Genomic DNA, 16,766 nt, shown 5'->3' with positions numbered 1-16,766 from the left:
TGGCGCAACGGCCCGTTTTTGCGGGCGCCCTGTCTTTCCACCGCTTTGAACCACGCCCTTACCCGCGGCTAAAGCCCTCCATGGACCCACTGAAGCGCATCCTGATCGTTGAAGACGACGTCGACATCGCCAACGTGCTGAGCCTTCATCTGCGCGACGAGCGCTACGAAGTCGTGCACAGCGCCGACGGCAGCGAAGGGCTGCGTCTGCTGGAGCAAGGCGGCTGGGACGCGCTGATCCTCGACCTGATGCTGCCCGGCGTCGACGGCCTGGAAATCTGCCGGCGCGCCCGCGCGATGACGCGCTATACGCCGATCATCATCACCAGCGCGCGGTCGAGCGAAGTGCACCGGATCCTCGGCCTCGAACTCGGCGCCGACGACTACCTGGCCAAGCCGTTCTCGGTGCTCGAACTGGTTGCGCGCGTCAAAGCCTTGCTGCGGCGCGTCGAAGCCATGGCGAAAGACTCGCGCATCGACGCGGGCAGTCTGCAACTCGCCGGACTCACGATCGATCCGCTAACGCGCGAGGCGACAGTCGACGGCAAGCCGATTGAACTGACGCCGCGTGAATTCGACCTGCTGTATTTCTTCGCGCAGCATCCAGGCAAAGTGTTCTCGCGGATGGACCTGCTCAATGCCGTGTGGGGCTATCAGCACGAAGGCTACGAACACACCGTCAACACCCACATCAACCGCCTGCGCGCGAAGATCGAGACCGACCCCGCCCAGCCCGAGCGCATCCTGACCGTCTGGGGGCGCGGCTACAAGCTGGCCATGCCCGGCAATCCAGGCGACGGGCCCACGCCCGCCGGCGCACCTCAGGACGCGCCGTGAACCTGACACTGACCCAGCGGCTCTCGCTCGTCTTCTCCGCACTACTGCTGGCGTGCTGCGGCGCATCGGCGTGGCTGCAGATCCGCTCGAGCGACCTGCACGAAAAAGAAGTCGTGCAGCGCCTGTCGAAGGATCTCGCCAACCATATCGCGCATCGCACTACGCTGATGGACGCGAACGGCCTGCGGCCCGACGCGGTGCGCCAACTGTTCGGCCAGTTGATGATGGTGAATCCGAGCGTCGAGGTGTACCTGCTCGACAACCAGGGGCGCATCGAGGGCGACGACGCCCCCGCGGGCCACGTCAAGCGCGCTCAGGTGGATCTCGCGCCCGTCCGGCAATTTATCGCCGGGGAGGCGTTGCCGATCCTCGGCGACGACCCGCGCAGCGTCGACGGGAGAAAAGTGTTTAGCGCCGCGCCGCTGCAATTGAACGGGCAGCCGCCGTCCGGCTATATCTACGTGGTCCTGCTCGGCGAGGAACACGACGCGCTCGCCGCACGCGTGGCCGCCAGCTCGGTGCTGCGTACCACGCTCTGGTCGATGGCGCTGGTCGCGCTGCTGGGATTGCTTGCGGGTTTGACGGCATTCGGCCTGATCACGCGGCCGCTACGCCGCCTCACCGACGCCATGCGCCGTTTCGATGCCGACGGCGAGCCGGACACCCAGCCCGCAGTGCCACGCTCGTCGCCCGCTGGAAGGCGCGACGAAATCGGCGTACTCGAAGCGACGTTCGCGCAGATGGCCAACCGCATCGGCGACCAGTGGCGCGCGCTGACGCGCCAGGATCAGCAGCGGCGCGAGCTGATCGCCAATATTTCGCACGACCTGCGCACGCCGCTGACCTCGCTGCACGGCTACCTCGAGACGCTGTCACTCAAAGCCGAGACGCTCGGCGAAACGGAGCGCAAACGCTATCTGGCGATTGCGCTCGCACAGAGCGTCAAGGTCGGGCGGCTCGCGCAGGCACTATTCGAACTGGCCCGGCTCGAACACGGCAACGTGCAACCCGCACTCGAGCCGTTCTCGCTGGTCGATCTGGTCCAGGACGTCTTCCAAAAATTCGAGTTGCCGGCCGAGGCGCGGCAGATCCAGTTGCGCGCCGACTTCCCTCCTCGTCTGCCGGCGGTCTACGCCGACCTGGGGATGATCGAGCGCGTGCTGACGAACCTGCTCGACAACGCGATCCGCCACACGCCCGCCGGCGGGTCGATCGATGTCGATCTCGCGCACAAGGACGGCAAGGTATCGGTCACGGTCAGCGACACCGGTCCCGGCATTCCAGCGGAGCAGCGCGAAGGTCTGTTCGAACGTCCGTTCAGTTCAGGTGGCGCGCATCGCGGCGGCGGACTCGGTCTGCTGATCGTGCAGCGCATGCTGCAGTTGCATCACAGCCAGATACGCCTGCTCGAACGTGAGGGAACGGGCACGGCATTCTGTTTCGAGCTGCCGACCACCGAAAAGCCGGCTGTCGCCGGCATCCCACTCTGACCGATCGTTTGCCGTTTGATCTGAATACGGCCCGAATCAACGTGCGAGTTCTCCTTCTTCGGCGTGCACGTGAACTTCCCACCGCAACTGCGGATTCGCCCTACAACCTGCCTACAGGGACAGTCTTTTTTGTTCTACGCTATAGGTGCGACCCGCAGCGCATCCCGATGTCTGTCCCACATCCCGGCTATTCGAGAGCGTCTCTGTATCTGCTGCGCCCGCAGACGGTCCTCCGGCACGATACGGTGCAACCGGCCGGAGGGTAGTCTCTAGTCAGACCAATTGCCACTCAACACCCAGGCAGCCCGGGGGACGTCACGCCGGCCGCGGCACGGGTACCTTGGTGCACCCAACCTATGGAGACTGATGATGTCGATTCGACTTGGAGAAAACGCTCCCGATTTCACTGCGGAAACCACCGAAGGAACGATCCGTTTTCACGAATGGATCGGTGACCATTGGGCGATCCTGTTTTCGCATCCGAAGGATTTCACCCCGGTTTGCACCACGGAACTCGGCTACCTGGCGGGTCTCAAGCCAGAATTCGATAAGCGCAACACGAAAATTATCGGGCTCAGCATCGATCCCGTCGGCGACCACAAGGAGTGGGTCAAGGATATCGCGGAGACGCAGGGCCACGCGGTCAACTACCCGTTGATCGGCGACCCGGACCTGACGGTCGCGAAGCTCTACGACATGATTCATCCCGAGGCGAGCGGCGCCGGCCCACGCACCGCGGTGGACAACGCGACCGTACGCTCGGTGTTTCTCATCGGGCCTGACAAGAAGGTCAAAGCCACGCTCGTCTATCCAATGAGTGCAGGCCGCAATTTCGACGAAGTGTTGCGGCTGCTCGATGCCCTGCAACTCAACGCGAAACACACGGTGGCGACGCCGGTGAACTGGAAACCGGGCGAAGACGTGATCATTCCAACGTCCGTTTCCAACGATGCCGCGATGCAAAAATATCCGCAGGGTTTCAAAACCGTGAAGCCTTACCTGCGATACGTTGAGCAACCGAAGTAAAGCGCTCATTGATTGGAGCGACGGGCGCCGGATAGTGTGAAGTCCGGCGGCCAATGCGAGTCCGGGTGCATCCACGTACCCGGCCCGCTGAACGGGGTGGGCCCAATTCGACTGCCTGCAGGACGGTATGGCGACGTTCCATGGGCCGCGATCCTTAACCGCTCGCAAAAGCGGGCCGCGGAGTGAAATCGTGTTGATCTTCCGGCAGCTATTCGATCAGCAATCGTCGACCTACACGTATCTTCTTGCCGATAGCGCAACGCGAGAGGCCGTATTGGTCGATCCGGTATTCGAACAGGTGCGCCGGGATACCGCCCTGATCGAAGAGCTTGGATTGCATCTGCTTTACACAATCGATACCCACGTCCACGCCGATCACGTAACCGGTGCATGGATGCTGAATCGCCGCACAGGTAGCCGGATTGCGATCTCGGCTGCGAGCGGCGCCGAAGGCGCGGACCGCTATCTGAGCCACGGCGACAAGGTCGAGTTCGGCGCGAGGTACCTGGGCATACGCGCGACACCGGGCCATACCGATGGATGCATCACACTCGTACTCGACAACGAGACCATGGCGTTTACCGGCGACTGCCTGTTGATCAGAGGCACGGGCCGCACGGATTTCCAGCGCGGTGACGCGCACGCCATGTTTCGCGCGATCCACAACCACATTTTTACGCTACCCGCCGCGTGCCTGCTTTACCCGGCCCACGACTATCGCGGTTTGACGGTCACCAGTGTGGACGAGGAGCGGCGCTTCAATCCACGTCTTGGCGGCGAACTGTGTGAAGACGATTTCGCCGGATACATGACGAACCTGCGCCTGGCGCATCCGAAGCAGATCGATGTGGCGGTGCCCGCGAACCTGAAATGCGGCCTGGCCGCGAGCTACCCCGCGCAGATGGCGGAGCCCGATTGGGCGCCACTGACGTGCAGCTTTGCAGGCATTTGGGAAATCAATGCCCAGTGGCTCGAGGAAAATCTGCGTGCGGTCGAGATCGTCGACGTGCGCGAGCCCGACGAGTTCAACGGACCGTTGGGGCGCATCCCCCTTGCCACGCTCATTCCATTGGGTGAGCTCGCCGGGCGCGCCGCTGAACTCACGAAGGAGCGCCCGATCGTGACTGTCTGCCGGGCCGGCGGACGGTCGGCACAAGCCACGATCATGCTGCGACAGGCCGGATTCGAGCAGGTTGCCAACCTTCCCGGCGGCATGCTGCGCTGGCGTGCGGAAGGCCGCGTCGTCGAAAACGACAGCATGTGACGGAATCGTCAATCGTCGGCTGATGGCTAACCATCGTCCACGCCGCGTCCGATTTGACGCTTCATGCGTGCTCCTGCTTCCATTGCCGATAACGCCGCGTCAGCCGGCGCGTGCGCAGTTGATCGATGATCAACGTCAAGACCGCGGAATACCGGGCAGGCGCCGTGCGTCCCGTGCCGAGCGAACGCAGGCGGCGTTTGACGAGTGCCATGCGCGCGAGTGCCGCGAGCGCCCGGTCGCGCCACTCGACCGGCTGAATGTGCGCCCCAAGATCGGCGCCCGCTTGCCAGCGTGCGGGCAGATCGGGCATCACGGCGAGCGCCGTGGCCATGCCGACGACGGCAACGCCACTGTTCAGCACCTGCTCGGCCACCGCGCGGCGCCGGATGCCGCCGGTGGTCATGACAGGCATCGTGGCGACGCTGGCCAGATCCTTGGCGAATTCGAGGAAATAGGCTTCGCGCGCGAGGGTGCGCCCGTCGGCAGTGTCGCCCTGCATCGCGGGGCTTTCGTAGCTGCCCCCGGATAGCTCGACCAGGTCTACCGACAGGTCATTCAGCCACAGCACGACTTGCCGGGCGTCCTCTTCCGAAAAGCCACCGTGCTGAAAGTCAGCGGAGTTCAGTTTGACCGCCACGCAAAAACCCGGTGAAACCCTTGCGCGTACAGCACGCACCACGTCCAGCAACAGGCGGGCACGGTTGGCAAGATCGCCTCCCCAACGGTCGGCGCGGCGATTGGTCAGCGGCGAAAGGAACTGCGAGATCAAATAGCCATGTGCGGCGTGAATTTCCACGCCCGTAAACCCCGCCTGCTCGGCAGCGTGCGCCGTCGCGACAAAGCGGCCGATGGTCTCGCTGATCTCGTCCTCGCTCATGGCGCTCGGCTGCGCGAACAGCTTGCTGTGTTTGCCGAGCGCCATCGGGACAGCCGAAGGCGCCCACGCCGTGCCGCCCATTGCCGCCAGCACTTGCCGGCCCGGATGATTGATCTGCATCCACACCTGGGCACCACGGCTGCGGGCCGCTTGTGACCATTGCTTGAATGGTGCAAGGGGCGTATTGGCCTCAAGCACGATCCCGCCTGGCCCGGTCAGCGCCCGGCCGTCGATCATCACGTTGCCCGTGACGATAAGACCTGCGCCACCTTCGGCCCACGAACGGTATAGCCGATGGATCGTCTCGCCGGGCAGTTGCCCCGCGTCGGCAAGATTCTCTTCCATCGCCGCTTTGGCTAGACGGTTGGGCAGCCAACTGCCGTTGGGCAACTGCACGGGTGTGAACAGCGATGTAGTCATGGCGGAGTCAGCATCCAAAATGAGCGATGCCGCTATACTAAGATTCAAGTCAACTTGAAGGTCAAGCGTTATGAGAATCGGCGAACTCGCGGAAAAAACCGGCCTCGCACCATCTGCCATCCGCTTTTACGAGCAGAGCGGCTTGCTGCCCGAGCCGGAGCGCAGCGCCAACGGTTATCGCGTCTACTCTGACCAGGCCATTGGGCGCCTGCGCATGGTGCAGTTGGCGCAGACTCTGGGCTTTCCGCTCGACAGATTGCGTGAGGCCTTCGCTGGTGACGAGGTTTACCCGAAAGAGGATTTGCTGCACAAACTCGATACGCGGCTCGACGAGATCGAGCAACTCATGACTGCCCTGCGTACGCAGCGCAAGACGCTACGCACGCTTCGCACCACGCTCAGCGAAGCGTGGGCTGCAGGAAATTGTGTCGACGGCGTGGAGTTGGCCAATCAGCTCCTGGCACAGCAGCAGGAACCGTCGCGCCGGTCAAAAACCCGACGCGAATAAAGAAGACCGCGCGCGCAGCGCGATCGAAGCTTATTTGAACGGAGCCTTTTCCGGTTCGGCTGCGTACTTGTCGCGGATCGCGTTCACGCAGTGGGTGAAGCGCGTGCGGAAACCGACGGGATCGGTGCTCGGCGGTGTGAGTCCGTCCGAAGTCACGCTCCATCCGTCGGACGTACGGGTGACATCAAGATCGAAGGAAGGACCCGGCTCGTCCTCCAGAATCACCGTCTCGCGCACATCGCGGCCCCCGGCGCGGATGATCGCCATGCATCCCTGATGGAGCCGGCCCAGAGCATGCGTGTTGCCGCTGCCCGGCGCGGGGTTATCGGGCGCTGCGCCGTACATCCGCAACGATTCGAATTGGGGCGGCGTCCCGGTGGTAACGAATGCGGCGTCGGCCTCGGATATCCCGTCACTACAGCCGGTTACCAAGATGGAGATTGCAGCCAACATGACGCCGGCGGAAGCGCGTCGGAGACTCGATATGGCGTAGCGTGGCATGGTTGGTCTTGGAATTTATAGTACGTAGCGTAAGCGTGATTTTAGGGCAAGTGGGCGTTCGCCGGACCATGCAATGCTTAAGGAAACCTTAGGCAATACAAACTATTACGTGATTTTCTCATCGTTGCACAAATCGTTAGTGCGTTATGGAATCGAAAGCGTCGATTCATCCAGGCGACTCAATTCCACTGCACATTCAGTCTCCGATTACCAAATGTTTCGCAGCAACCAAAAAGGACGAGAGATGACGACGATCAGGAGATGGAAGCGTACACAAAGCGCCATTGGCGTAAGCGTTGCGTTGCTTGCTGGACTGTACTCGCTGGGCGCTGCGGCGGACGATGAACACGATCACGAGCACGAGTCGGTGAAACATGTGCTGCTGATCAGCTTCGACGGTTTGCATGAGCAGGACGTCGCCCGCTGTATCGGTTCGAATGCGTGCCCCAATCTTGCGTTGCTGGCCAAGTCGGGGACGACCTACACCAACGCGCACACGCCTGGCCTTTCGGATTCGTTCCCGGGCCTCGCAGCGCTCGTCACTGGCGGCTCCCCCAAATCCGCGGGCCTGTTCTACGACGTATCGTATGACCGCACGCTCTACGCGCCGTCCGATAGCAATTGCACCGGCAAGCAAGGCTGGAATGTCGTATTCGACGAGACCACGGGCATCGATGGCGAGAACGGCGGCCCACTGACAAATCTCAACGGTGGCGGCGCGTTCAATCCTCAGGCCATCCCGAATGCGCTGGTCAATGGCGTCTGTACGCCCGTCTATCCGCACAACTACGTGAAGACCAACACGATCTTCGAAGTGGTCAAAGGCAACGTGAAACACGCTCGCACCGCCTGGGCGGACAAACATGCGTGGGGCTACGACTGGCTCAATGGACCGTCCGGCGCAGGCGTCGACGATCTGTCGCGCACCGAGATCAATTCGATTGATCCGGTGACCCACACGAACTACACCGACCTCTACATGCACACGGAACAGTTCGACAATTTCCATGTGCAGTCGCTGATCAATCAAATTGACGGCATGGATTCGACGGGCAAATCCACCGCCGACGTGCCCACGTTGTTTGGAGCCAACTTCCAGACCTTGAGCGTCGCCCAGAAGGCAACGGTGGCGACGGGCGGCGGCTATCTGGATGCGAGCTTCACGCCAGGTCCGCAGGTAACCGGCGCGATTGCTTATCTGGACAACGCCTTGGGTCGCATCGTGTCCGAACTCAAACAGCACAACCTTTATTCGTCGACGGCGATCATCGTCACTGCGAAGCATGGGCAGTCTCCGACCGATCATTCGAAGCTGATCAAGAACGGCGACACGCTCTCCAAGCTGCTTGAAGCAAACAACTATCTGGATCCGACCGGCAACTTCGGGCAGAACAATACGACGAGCGGCAACCTGAATGACGGATCGGGACTGGTCAATACGGGTTTCGTCCAGACCGATGACGTCGGCCTGATCTGGTTGCGCGATCAAAGCCAACTGCCGGCGGTCGTGAAGACGTTGAAAGCCAACCTGAGCTGCAACGCACCCGGCATTTGTGCGGACGGCCCGCAGGCGTACATTCTGTCCGGCTCGCAACTGGCCGACCGGTTTGGCGATCCGGCACGCGGACGCACACCTGACATCATCGTCCAGCCGAACCCGGGGGTCATCTATACCTCGAGTAAGGCGAAAGACGAAGAGCACGGCGGCAACGCTCCCGACGACAGCCATCTCGGTCTCGTGATCTACGTGCCTCACGCCCATCACGCTGGTCGGACCAACGACGAGCGTGTGTCGACCACGCAGGTCGCGCCGACGATCCTGCGGTTGCTCGACCTGAAACCTGAACTGCTGCACTCGGTCGCTATTGAAGGAACGCGTGCGCTGCCGGGCTTCGAGCGCGAGCACTTTTAAGCGAATGGATGCGCGTGCGCGGCTAGTGCCGCGCACGCGCCTGACCGACGCGACGCACTTCGCCTACAACGCTGTTTTTTCAATTGCTCGAGGTCGTTTCTGACGGCGTCGCCGGGGACGTAGACAGCACCTTGATCGACTCCCAACGCGGATGCAGGAGCCGCAACATAGCGAGAATCGCGCTCTTGGTATCCTCTGACACGGTTAGCAGGTCGCTTCCTGTCTGAACCGCTTTCTTGCCGTGTTGGCAATACTGATACTCCACGCGAACCGTTACTGACATGATTACGATTTCCTTCCTGTTAAGACTGATCTTTCACGAGTGATCGACGGTTGAACGCTTTCAGTCAGTCCCGGTTCGATTCGATTCGATTGACGAATCCGCAATCCAGCAAGATCTGACACAAGGCTTCTGGCGAGCAGGATGAACCCGCCACTTCGCTCATCCGTGCGAGAACATCAGAGAACGAAGCGAGAACGCGCCAACTGTCATAGTAAGCATGCAGTTGCGGCACGACCTCATTGCCCAGTTTTTCCCAGCGCACGGAAAGCATGCCGACCGTTCCGCCGCCTTCCACCCGGTAGAGACCGAAGGTAACGGCCGAGACAACGGCCATCACCCGGCAATAGGAAGCCGGGTTCACATAGAATTCACGCCGAAGACGCTCATCGTTGTTCATCGCCGTTCTCCCCCGAGTTTTTACGGTTGTAACCCGTATAACGGCGCGCAGACGTCGAAGCTTGAGTCTCGCAGGGCGTTATGGTCCGCAGCGACCCGGTTAAAGGCCGCGCTCCGATTCAGCGTGATCCCGCCAACGCCACGGCGTCAGCGCCGGCAGCAAGGCGAACCGGGCACGACGGGTCGTTCGCCGCACGCCACACCGCTTCCGCCACATCCAGCGCCCGGGTGACCGCAGTCGACTTCGCCCATTCCGCGAAAACACTTTGCGCGAGGCCGGCGTAGGCATCGGGGATAGCACCCTGCATCCGCGGCTGCGCGTTTTCACCGAAGCGCGTCTCCGGTGCCCGCCCCGGCAGTACCAGGCTCACTCGCACATTGAATGGCTGGAGTTCGAGCTGAAGAGACTCCGTGAACGCGTTCACCGCCGCCTTGCTCGCGGTGTAGACGGCAAGCAGGGAGAGCGGCCTCAACGTCGCGCTCGACGTGACGTTCACGATGACACCGGCCTTCCGTTGCCTGAACTGAGGCAGCACCGCCTGCGTCATCGCGATCGTACCGAGGGTGTTCGTCTCGAAGATCTCGCGGACAGTTTCCATCGAAGTGCCTTCGAGGGCACCCAGCACGCCAATCCCTGCGTTGTTGACCAGGACATCGATCGGCCCGGCGGCCTCCACTGCATGACGCACGCTGTCCGGATCGGTGACGTCGAGCGCGAGCACGCGTAGACGCTCGGAGCGCGGCAGAACGTCCTCGCGCGGCGTGCGCATCGTGGCGATGACCTTCCAGTCACGATCGAGGAAGTACCGGGCAATTTCGAGGCCGAACCCGGACGAGCATCCGGTGATCAGGACGGTTTTCATGGGGAGACTCCTGAAGGTGGTTTGCGGTACAGGAACGATACGTCGCCGCAGCCGGACTTGCTACAATCAGGAGTCCACGTTTCGTTTGCAGGAGTCCGGCATGGTTGATCCGCTTGCCGAGGTGGTCACGTTGCTCCAACCGGGCGCCCCGTTCTCGAAATTCGTCAGCGGCGCAGGCCCCTGGGGCGTTCGCCGCTCGGAGGCCGGGCGGCCCTTCTACTGTGTGATCCTTGAAGGGTCGTGCCGTCTCGCGGTCGACGGGCACGAGCCAATCACCCTCCAGGAGGGTGACTTTGTGCTGATTCCCTCAGCGTATGGCTTCTCGATGTCGAGTCTCGACCCGGCGACACCGGAAGACTTCGACACCGCGCCCGTCGCGCTGCCTCAAGGCGGGTTCAGACTCGGCGTTCAAAGCGGGCCGCCTGATGTTCGATCGCTGATTGGCTATTGCGTCTTTGGTTCGCCTGATGCGGCCTTGCTGGTTTCGCTTCTCCCGCAACTCGTGCACGTTCGCGGCGAGAAGAGGTTGGCCACCCTCGTGCAGCTCGTGGGCGAAGAATCGCGCGAGCAGCGGCCCGCGCGCGATGTCGTCCTGGCACGCCTGCTGGAAGTTCTCCTCATCGAAGCCCTCCGATCCACGGCGGGGACCGCCGCGTCGCCGGGCCTCCTGCGCGGGCTTGCCGACGAACGCCTCGCAGTCGCGATACGACGAATGCACGAAAATCCGACCCGTCCGTGGGCGGTTGCGCAGTTGGCGAAAGAGGCCTCCCTCTCCCGCTCGGCGTTCTTCGAACGATTCAACCGCGCAGTGGGGGTGGCGCCGATGGAGTATCTGCTCGGCTGGCGTATGGCCTTGGCCAAGAAGCTGCTGCGGCAGAAAGAGGGTGGCGTCGCCGAAGTTGCGGAACGCGTCGGCTACAGCTCCGCAAGCGCGTTCAGCGTGGCGTTCACCCGCTTTGTCGGATTGCCTCCAACGCGGTATGCGCGGGAGTTTCAGACACCCGCACAAACCACTTGATAGTCCGTCGACAAACGAGTGCTGCCTGCCTATGCCGTCTCTCACGGTAATGCACGTAGCGGGTGCGCCGCCGGTCATCGCAAATCATGCCTGCACCATGACATCATCACCAAACGTTTGCGGTGTGCACGACAGCGCACACGAAGCCCATGGAATCAACCCGGCCCAATGCTTGCTTTTATGTAGCCACAACATTTCCACGCCACCGGGACCAGGCCATGTCGAATCCGCTCGAAATCGTCGAACTGACGCATCACGTCAAGAAGCTCGCGACGGGGAAAATTTCCGATATCAACGACATCAATCGCGAGACCACCTTCCTCGCACTCAACGCATTGATCGAAGCGGCACGTGCGGGCAATGCGGGCCGTGGCTTCGCGGTCGTGGCAAACCAGGTCAAGCACGTGTCCGCGCGGATCGGCGAAATCACCACGGTGCTCAATCGCGAACTCGCCGGCTCGCTGACCAAGCTGACCGATCTCGGCGACAGCATGATCGAACGGCTGCGCTCGCACGAAGGCCAGCGTTGCGCCGATCTCGCGCTGAACATGATCGACGTGATCGACCGCAATCTGTACGAACGCTCATGTGACGTGCGCTGGTGGGCCACCGACTCCGCGGTGGTCGACTGCCTCGCCCATCAGAGTGCCGAAGCGCGGGCGTATGCGTCGCGCCGTCTGTCGGTGATTCTCGATAGCTATACCGTGTACCGCGATTTATGGATCATCGACGCCGCGGGCAATGTGGTCGCGAACGGCCGGCCCGATACGTATGCGGTGCACGATCGCAATGTCGCCGACGCCAGCTGGTTTCGCGATGCAATGAAGACGCCTTCCGGCGCGGACTTTGTTGCGGGCGATATCGAGGCGCTGCCGCTTCTGAAACACGCGCACGTCGCAACCTATGCGACAGCGATCCGCGAAAACGGCGCGGTCGACGGCAAGCCGCTTGGTGCGCTGGTGATCTTTTTCGATTGGGCGCCGCAAGCGTCGGCAGTCGTTAAAGGCGTGCGGCTCACGGCGGAAGAATGGCGGCGCACGCGCTGCATGATCGTCAGCGCGTCGCACCGCGTGATTGCGAGCTCGGACGACAAAGGCGTGCTCGACGAACAGTTCCGTCTGAATACCGACGGCCGTCCAGCAGGTTTTTATCAACTGACTGACGGCCGCACCGTGTCGTTCGCCGCCACCCCAGGCTATGAAAGTTATCGCGGCCTGGGGTGGTACGGCGTGATCGTGCAGTCGCCTCCGGCTTAAGTCAGTTGCCTTGACCGCCTCGTGATCTCTTCAAACAAGGCGTCCCGAACACCGGACGCCATCAAGAGATTCACGTACGCGTAATCGATGCGCCGCCATCGACCAGCGAAGCAGTACCGGTCACGAAGGACGAGTCATCGGACGCGAGATAAAGCACCGAACGGGCGAGTTCTTCCGGCCGTGCGACGCGCTTGAGCGCATGCAACCCGGTCACGAAGGCTTGCGACTCGGCGGTGTCGTTCATGTCGCGATACATCGGTGTGTCCACGGCACCAGGCAGAATGGCGTTGACGCGCACACCTTGCGGGCCATATTCGGCAGCAAGCGCTTGCGTCAGCCCAATCAAGCCGGCCTTGCTCGCAGCGTATGCCGCGGTGCCCGGGAAGGCGAATGAGTAGCCAACGAACGTCGACGTGAAGATGACCGACCCACTACCGTGCTTCACCATCTCGGGGATCTGGTGCTTCGCACCCAAAAAGGCGCTCGTCAGATTCGTCGCCAAAGCAGCCGACCAGCCGGCTTCCGACACGCCCGAGGTCGGGCCCATTTCGCCCAGCGTGCCGGCGTTGTTATAGGCGATGTCGAGCCGGCCGAAGCGACTGACGGCGAGCGCGACCAGCGCTTTCGCGAAGTCCTCTGACTGCACGTCGCCCGCCAGAAACGCGGCCTCACCGCCTTCGCTGGCAATCTCGGCCGCGAGCGTTTCAAGTTCAGCTTCGCGGCGCGCCGCGATCACGACTTTTGCGCCTTCCGCGGCGAACAGTTTTGCGGCGGCACGGCCAATTCCCGCGCTTGCACCGGTCACGATGGCGACTTTTCCTGATAAGCGTTGCATGTTCAATCTCCTGCTGCAGTGTGTTGACCAGTGCCCAGTGCCTTGGTCCGTGAGAAGCAATATAGGCTTCAGTCACTATTGCAGGAAGGCTCAAAACATGGGTATATCATTCAGTGTTTATGAATGATCGGGAAAAGACATGGACCGGCTGCGTGCTTATGAAGTCTTCGTGACCGTGGTGAGCCGCGGCAGCTTCACGCGCGCCGCCGATGCGCTCGAGACATCGCCCGCCAACGTGACCCGCTACGTGAATGAGCTGGAAGCGCACCTCGGCACACGTCTGCTGAATCGCACCTCACGCAGGCTTTCGCTGACCGAGGGCGGCGAAACCCTTTACGCCCGCTGCAAATCTATCCTCGACGACGTCGCCGAAACGGAGGGGCTTGTGTCATCGGCCTCAGTCGAACCGCGTGGCCGACTGCGCATCAATGCGCCCGTGAGCTTTGGCATTCTGCATCTGGCGCCGCTATGGCCTGAGTTCATGCGGAAATATCCCGGCGTGGAACTCGACGTCGCGCTGATTGATCGCGTCGTCGATATCGTCGAGGAAGGCTACGACCTCGCCATCCGCATCTCACGCGCCGGTTCGACCAGCCACGCAGCCCGTAAGCTGGCGACATCGAGAAATATCCTGTGTGCGTCGCCAGACTACCTGGCGCGTTGCGGATACCCTGCAGCGCCCGCCGACTTGATCGAGCATCAATGCATCGGCTACTCGTACGCCGCCACCGGCGACGAGTGGCAACTGATGGACAGTGAGCACAAGGCTCACACCGTGAAGGTCAACTGTCACATGCATACCAACAATGGCGATACGGCACGTGCGGCCGCGCTCGCCGGGCAAGGCGTGATCTGGCAACCCACCTTTCTTATCGGTAACGACCTGCGCGCCGGCAAGCTTGTTCAGGTGTTGCCTGACTATCGCTTGCCTGACATCGACGTACTCGCCTTGTACCCAAGTCGTCGGCATCTGAGTGCCAAGATACGCGCGGTGGTCGATTTCCTCGTCGATGCGTTCGGCGGCGTGCCGCCGTGGGATCGGGATAGCGGAGGCTAAGCGGGTGTCACGCCGCCTCCGCTCACGATTTGCCACTGCCCGGCGCGCCTGAACCTCGATGCTACCGCCACCGGATACGCGTCGACGTGCCTGCGATGCGTATCCGGCAAGCAGTCAATCACCCACCGAACACTTCCATCATCTGCGCATTAAAGCTATTGACGAAGGCGTGCTCACCGGGTCCCGGGTTCGCGCGGAACGCCTTCGCCCCTTCGACCAGAACTTCTTCCGCGTCCGTTCCGAGGACAGCGATCGTTTCGTCGATGAAGGCGTCAAGCGGCATCGCCTGTTCGGCCTCTCGGCTATTCATGAGGTCCGTGCGCACCCAGGGCGGTGCGATCTCAAGCACGCGAACCTTCGTGTTCCGCAGCATGAAGCGTTGCGAGAGAACGTACGAATGCAGCGCCGCCTTGGTCGACGAATACACTGACGTCGCGGCCAACGGAACGAAAGCGAGGACCGAGCTCGTATAGGCGACGACAGCGTCGTTCCGGGTCTTGAGATGATCGAGCAGCGCCGATGTCATGCGGATCGGCCCGATGAGGTTGGTCGTGATGGTGGATACCAGCAGCGCGTCGTCGATGTGGCCGCCCGCCTGGTCGGGCTCCATGATCCCGGCGTTGTTGATCAGCACGTTGAGGTCGGGATAGTCCGCGATCAGTTGCGCCGCTACCTTCTCGATGCTGGCCGGGTCGGCAATGTCGAGCTCGATTGCAGACATGCCGGGATTCGCTGCCACCACCTCGTCGAGGTGGCCGCGCCGGCGGCCGCTGATGATGACCTTGTTGCCGCGCTTGTGGAGCGCCTCGGCAAGCCCGCGGCCAATGCCCGAACCGCCGCCCGTGATGAAGATCGTGTTTCCGGTGAGTTTCATGATCGTATTCCTGATGAAGTTGATTTGCTGTAGATGAGGTTGGCGTGGTCAGGCAGGGAAGCGGTCGCCGAACATCGGCAAGCCGCTCACGGATTCGGACCGGGTCGCTTCGTCCTGAAGCACGTCCCAGTGCTCGGCGAGCTTGCCGTTTTCAAAGCGGACGACGTCGGCTGCGATCCACGCAGCGGGCCGGCCGATCCCAGTGAAACGGCCATGCGCGATGACGTAATCGCCCTCGGCCACGATCAGCTGGTTCTCATAGCGCGCGGTGTCGGGCAGCGTGCGAACCAGGTTGAACAGGCCGTCGCGTCCCGGCGCGATATGGGCGCTATGCTGAATGTAGCGGTCCGACCACAAGCGCTCAGCCGCCGCGTAGTCGCGCTTGTTGAACAGGGTCTCGAATGCTTCCAGCACGAGCGCCTTGTTCTGTTCAGGGGTTGTCTTCGTCATGTTGAGGTCCTCTTTCAAGAGTGAGGTGACGACGCACTCACGCGTCGCATAACCGTTGTGCCTCCTGCTGCCTGGACATACAGGTAAAGAAGGCTATACTCAAGACAATTGTGAATGACATTGTCATTGAAATGGATTGTGGGTGCCCGCCCCAGCAATGTCAATGTCGATCACCATTGTATTTTTTGATGGGTCTTATTGGGCCGCTATCGGCCAAAGGGAGGGAAAGTGGGTGTTTCCAGGCAGCAGGCGGTCGAAAACCGGCACGCGATCGTGGCAGCGGCTGAGAAGCTGTTTCGCGAGCGCGGCGTCGATGCGGTCGGTCTCGCGGAGCTGATGAAAGCGGCGGGCTTTACGCAGGGCGGTTTCTACAACCACTTCAAATCAAAAGACGCGCTGGTCGCCGCGGTGATGGAAAAGGCGATGGAAGAAGGGGGAGAGGCTTATGCCGCCCTGATCGACGGCGCGAGGTCATCTGGCGCTGACCCGGTCAAGTACAACATTGAGTGGTACCTGTCTCCGGAGCATCGCGCGAATATCGAGGCCGGTTGCCCCTGGTCGGGTTTTGTAGGCGATGCCCGCCGATTCGACGACGTCGCGCGCGGCTCTTACGCAGAGGGGCTCGCGGTGAACCTCGACCGATTCGCCAAGGTCATCGAAGAGACCGAGGGGATCAGCGAAGGCGGCCGCAGCAAGGCGATCACTTTGTTCAGCCAGATGGTCGGTGCGCTGCTGCTTTCGCGTGCTGTTGCAGGCGTTGATCCGGCGCTCGCAGATGAAATTCTTGACGAGGGTCGCCAGCATCTCCTCGCTGCGGTGGACACGCAGTCTGAAATTCAATCGCGGGGACGTTCGCGCCGACGGTAGCCCAATGTGTCGTTCGGCGGTGTGTATGGAGCT

General features: G+C 61.9%; 18 protein-coding genes. 10 read left to right on the top strand and 8 right to left on the bottom strand.

Annotated features, from left to right (window positions below):
* The first annotated feature begins 80 nt into the window (after positions 1-80).
* From P3T25_RS29490 to P3T25_RS29475, 4 genes are all read left to right on the top strand, one after another.
* A complete protein-coding gene (locus P3T25_RS29490; protein WP_154561096.1) occupies positions 81-836 on the top strand; it encodes a response regulator transcription factor in 756 nt (251 codons plus the stop codon).
* Complete coding sequence (locus P3T25_RS29485; protein ID WP_168435732.1) at positions 833-2,326, top strand: sensor histidine kinase; 1,494 nt, start codon at positions 833-835, stop codon at positions 2,324-2,326. The genes P3T25_RS29490 and P3T25_RS29485 overlap by 4 nt, the downstream gene beginning before the upstream one ends.
* Positions 2,327-2,695: 369 nt before the next feature.
* Complete coding sequence (locus P3T25_RS29480) at positions 2,696-3,352, top strand: peroxiredoxin (protein WP_154561098.1); 657 nt, start codon at positions 2,696-2,698, stop codon at positions 3,350-3,352.
* A 193-nt stretch (positions 3,353-3,545) separates the two neighbouring features.
* Positions 3,546-4,616, top strand: coding sequence for a rhodanese-like domain-containing protein (locus tag P3T25_RS29475; RefSeq protein ID WP_429360424.1), 1,071 nt, complete (start codon positions 3,546-3,548; stop codon positions 4,614-4,616).
* 61 nt (positions 4,617-4,677) lie between these two features.
* Here the strand turns inward: P3T25_RS29475 and P3T25_RS29470 are convergent, their stop codons facing one another.
* Entirely contained in the window at positions 4,678-5,913 is a 1,236-nt protein-coding gene (locus tag P3T25_RS29470) for an NADH:flavin oxidoreductase/NADH oxidase family protein (protein ID WP_429360378.1), read from the bottom strand.
* A gap of 70 nt (positions 5,914-5,983) precedes the next feature.
* On the opposite strand from P3T25_RS29470, the gene P3T25_RS29465 reads away from it, so the two are divergent.
* Positions 5,984-6,421: a MerR family transcriptional regulator gene (locus tag P3T25_RS29465; RefSeq protein WP_154561100.1), complete on the top strand. Its 438-nt coding sequence runs from the start codon at positions 5,984-5,986 to the stop codon at positions 6,419-6,421.
* Between the two features lie 30 nt (positions 6,422-6,451).
* Here the strand turns inward: P3T25_RS29465 and P3T25_RS29460 are convergent, their stop codons facing one another.
* A complete protein-coding gene (locus tag P3T25_RS29460; protein ID WP_429360376.1) occupies positions 6,452-6,874 on the bottom strand; it encodes a hypothetical protein in 423 nt (140 codons plus the stop codon).
* A 292-nt stretch (positions 6,875-7,166) separates the two neighbouring features.
* On the opposite strand from P3T25_RS29460, the gene P3T25_RS29455 reads away from it, so the two are divergent.
* Complete coding sequence (locus P3T25_RS29455; protein WP_429360374.1) at positions 7,167-8,834, top strand: alkaline phosphatase family protein; 1,668 nt, start codon at positions 7,167-7,169, stop codon at positions 8,832-8,834.
* 79 nt (positions 8,835-8,913) lie between these two features.
* Here the strand turns inward: P3T25_RS29455 and P3T25_RS29450 are convergent, their stop codons facing one another.
* The 3 genes from P3T25_RS29450 to P3T25_RS29440 form a co-directional block, all read right to left on the bottom strand.
* On the bottom strand, positions 8,914-9,117 hold the full coding sequence (locus P3T25_RS29450) for a hypothetical protein (RefSeq protein WP_154561106.1): 204 nt from the start codon (positions 9,115-9,117) through the stop codon (positions 8,914-8,916).
* Positions 9,118-9,181: 64 nt separating this feature from the next.
* Positions 9,182-9,514, bottom strand: coding sequence for a hypothetical protein (locus P3T25_RS29445; RefSeq protein ID WP_233464891.1), 333 nt, complete (start codon positions 9,512-9,514; stop codon positions 9,182-9,184).
* Between the two features lie 118 nt (positions 9,515-9,632).
* Positions 9,633-10,376, bottom strand: a complete 744-nt coding sequence (locus P3T25_RS29440; RefSeq protein ID WP_429360372.1) for an SDR family oxidoreductase — start codon at positions 10,374-10,376, stop codon at positions 9,633-9,635.
* A gap of 100 nt (positions 10,377-10,476) precedes the next feature.
* Between P3T25_RS29440 and P3T25_RS29435 the strand changes: the two genes are divergently transcribed.
* Together P3T25_RS29435 and P3T25_RS29430 are read left to right on the top strand one after the other, a co-directional pair.
* Positions 10,477-11,394, top strand: a complete 918-nt coding sequence (locus tag P3T25_RS29435; RefSeq protein ID WP_429360370.1) for a cupin domain-containing protein — start codon at positions 10,477-10,479, stop codon at positions 11,392-11,394.
* Between the two features lie 218 nt (positions 11,395-11,612).
* A complete protein-coding gene (locus P3T25_RS29430; RefSeq protein WP_301717647.1) occupies positions 11,613-12,650 on the top strand; it encodes a methyl-accepting chemotaxis protein in 1,038 nt (345 codons plus the stop codon).
* Positions 12,651-12,720: 70 nt separating this feature from the next.
* Here P3T25_RS29430 and P3T25_RS29425 read toward each other — a convergent pair whose 3' ends face one another.
* Positions 12,721-13,485 (bottom strand): SDR family oxidoreductase, encoded by a 765-nt coding sequence (locus tag P3T25_RS29425; RefSeq protein WP_429360368.1) that lies wholly within the window; start codon positions 13,483-13,485, stop codon positions 12,721-12,723.
* A gap of 139 nt (positions 13,486-13,624) precedes the next feature.
* Between P3T25_RS29425 and P3T25_RS29420 the strand changes: the two genes are divergently transcribed.
* Positions 13,625-14,542 carry a LysR family transcriptional regulator gene (locus P3T25_RS29420; protein ID WP_266240688.1) on the top strand — a complete coding sequence of 306 codons (918 nt, stop codon included), beginning with the start codon at positions 13,625-13,627 and terminating at the stop codon, positions 14,540-14,542.
* A gap of 118 nt (positions 14,543-14,660) precedes the next feature.
* Here the strand turns inward: P3T25_RS29420 and P3T25_RS29415 are convergent, their stop codons facing one another.
* Both P3T25_RS29415 and P3T25_RS29410 read right to left on the bottom strand, forming a co-directional pair.
* The gene (locus P3T25_RS29415) at positions 14,661-15,416 is read right to left on the bottom strand and encodes an SDR family oxidoreductase (RefSeq protein WP_429360365.1); all 756 of its coding nucleotides are present in this window, start codon (positions 15,414-15,416) and stop codon (positions 14,661-14,663) included.
* A 48-nt stretch (positions 15,417-15,464) separates the two neighbouring features.
* Positions 15,465-15,866: a nuclear transport factor 2 family protein gene (locus tag P3T25_RS29410; RefSeq protein ID WP_429360363.1), complete on the bottom strand. Its 402-nt coding sequence runs from the start codon at positions 15,864-15,866 to the stop codon at positions 15,465-15,467.
* A gap of 228 nt (positions 15,867-16,094) precedes the next feature.
* On the opposite strand from P3T25_RS29410, the gene P3T25_RS29405 reads away from it, so the two are divergent.
* Complete coding sequence (locus tag P3T25_RS29405; RefSeq protein WP_429360422.1) at positions 16,095-16,733, top strand: TetR/AcrR family transcriptional regulator; 639 nt, start codon at positions 16,095-16,097, stop codon at positions 16,731-16,733.
* Positions 16,734-16,766 lie beyond the last annotated feature (33 nt).

Source organism: Paraburkholderia sp. GAS32 (assembly GCF_050434225.1).
In the GTDB taxonomy this organism is placed as follows: Bacteria; Pseudomonadota; Gammaproteobacteria; order Burkholderiales; family Burkholderiaceae; genus Paraburkholderia; species Paraburkholderia madseniana.
This window is presented reverse-complemented; position numbering and strand designations above follow the sequence as displayed.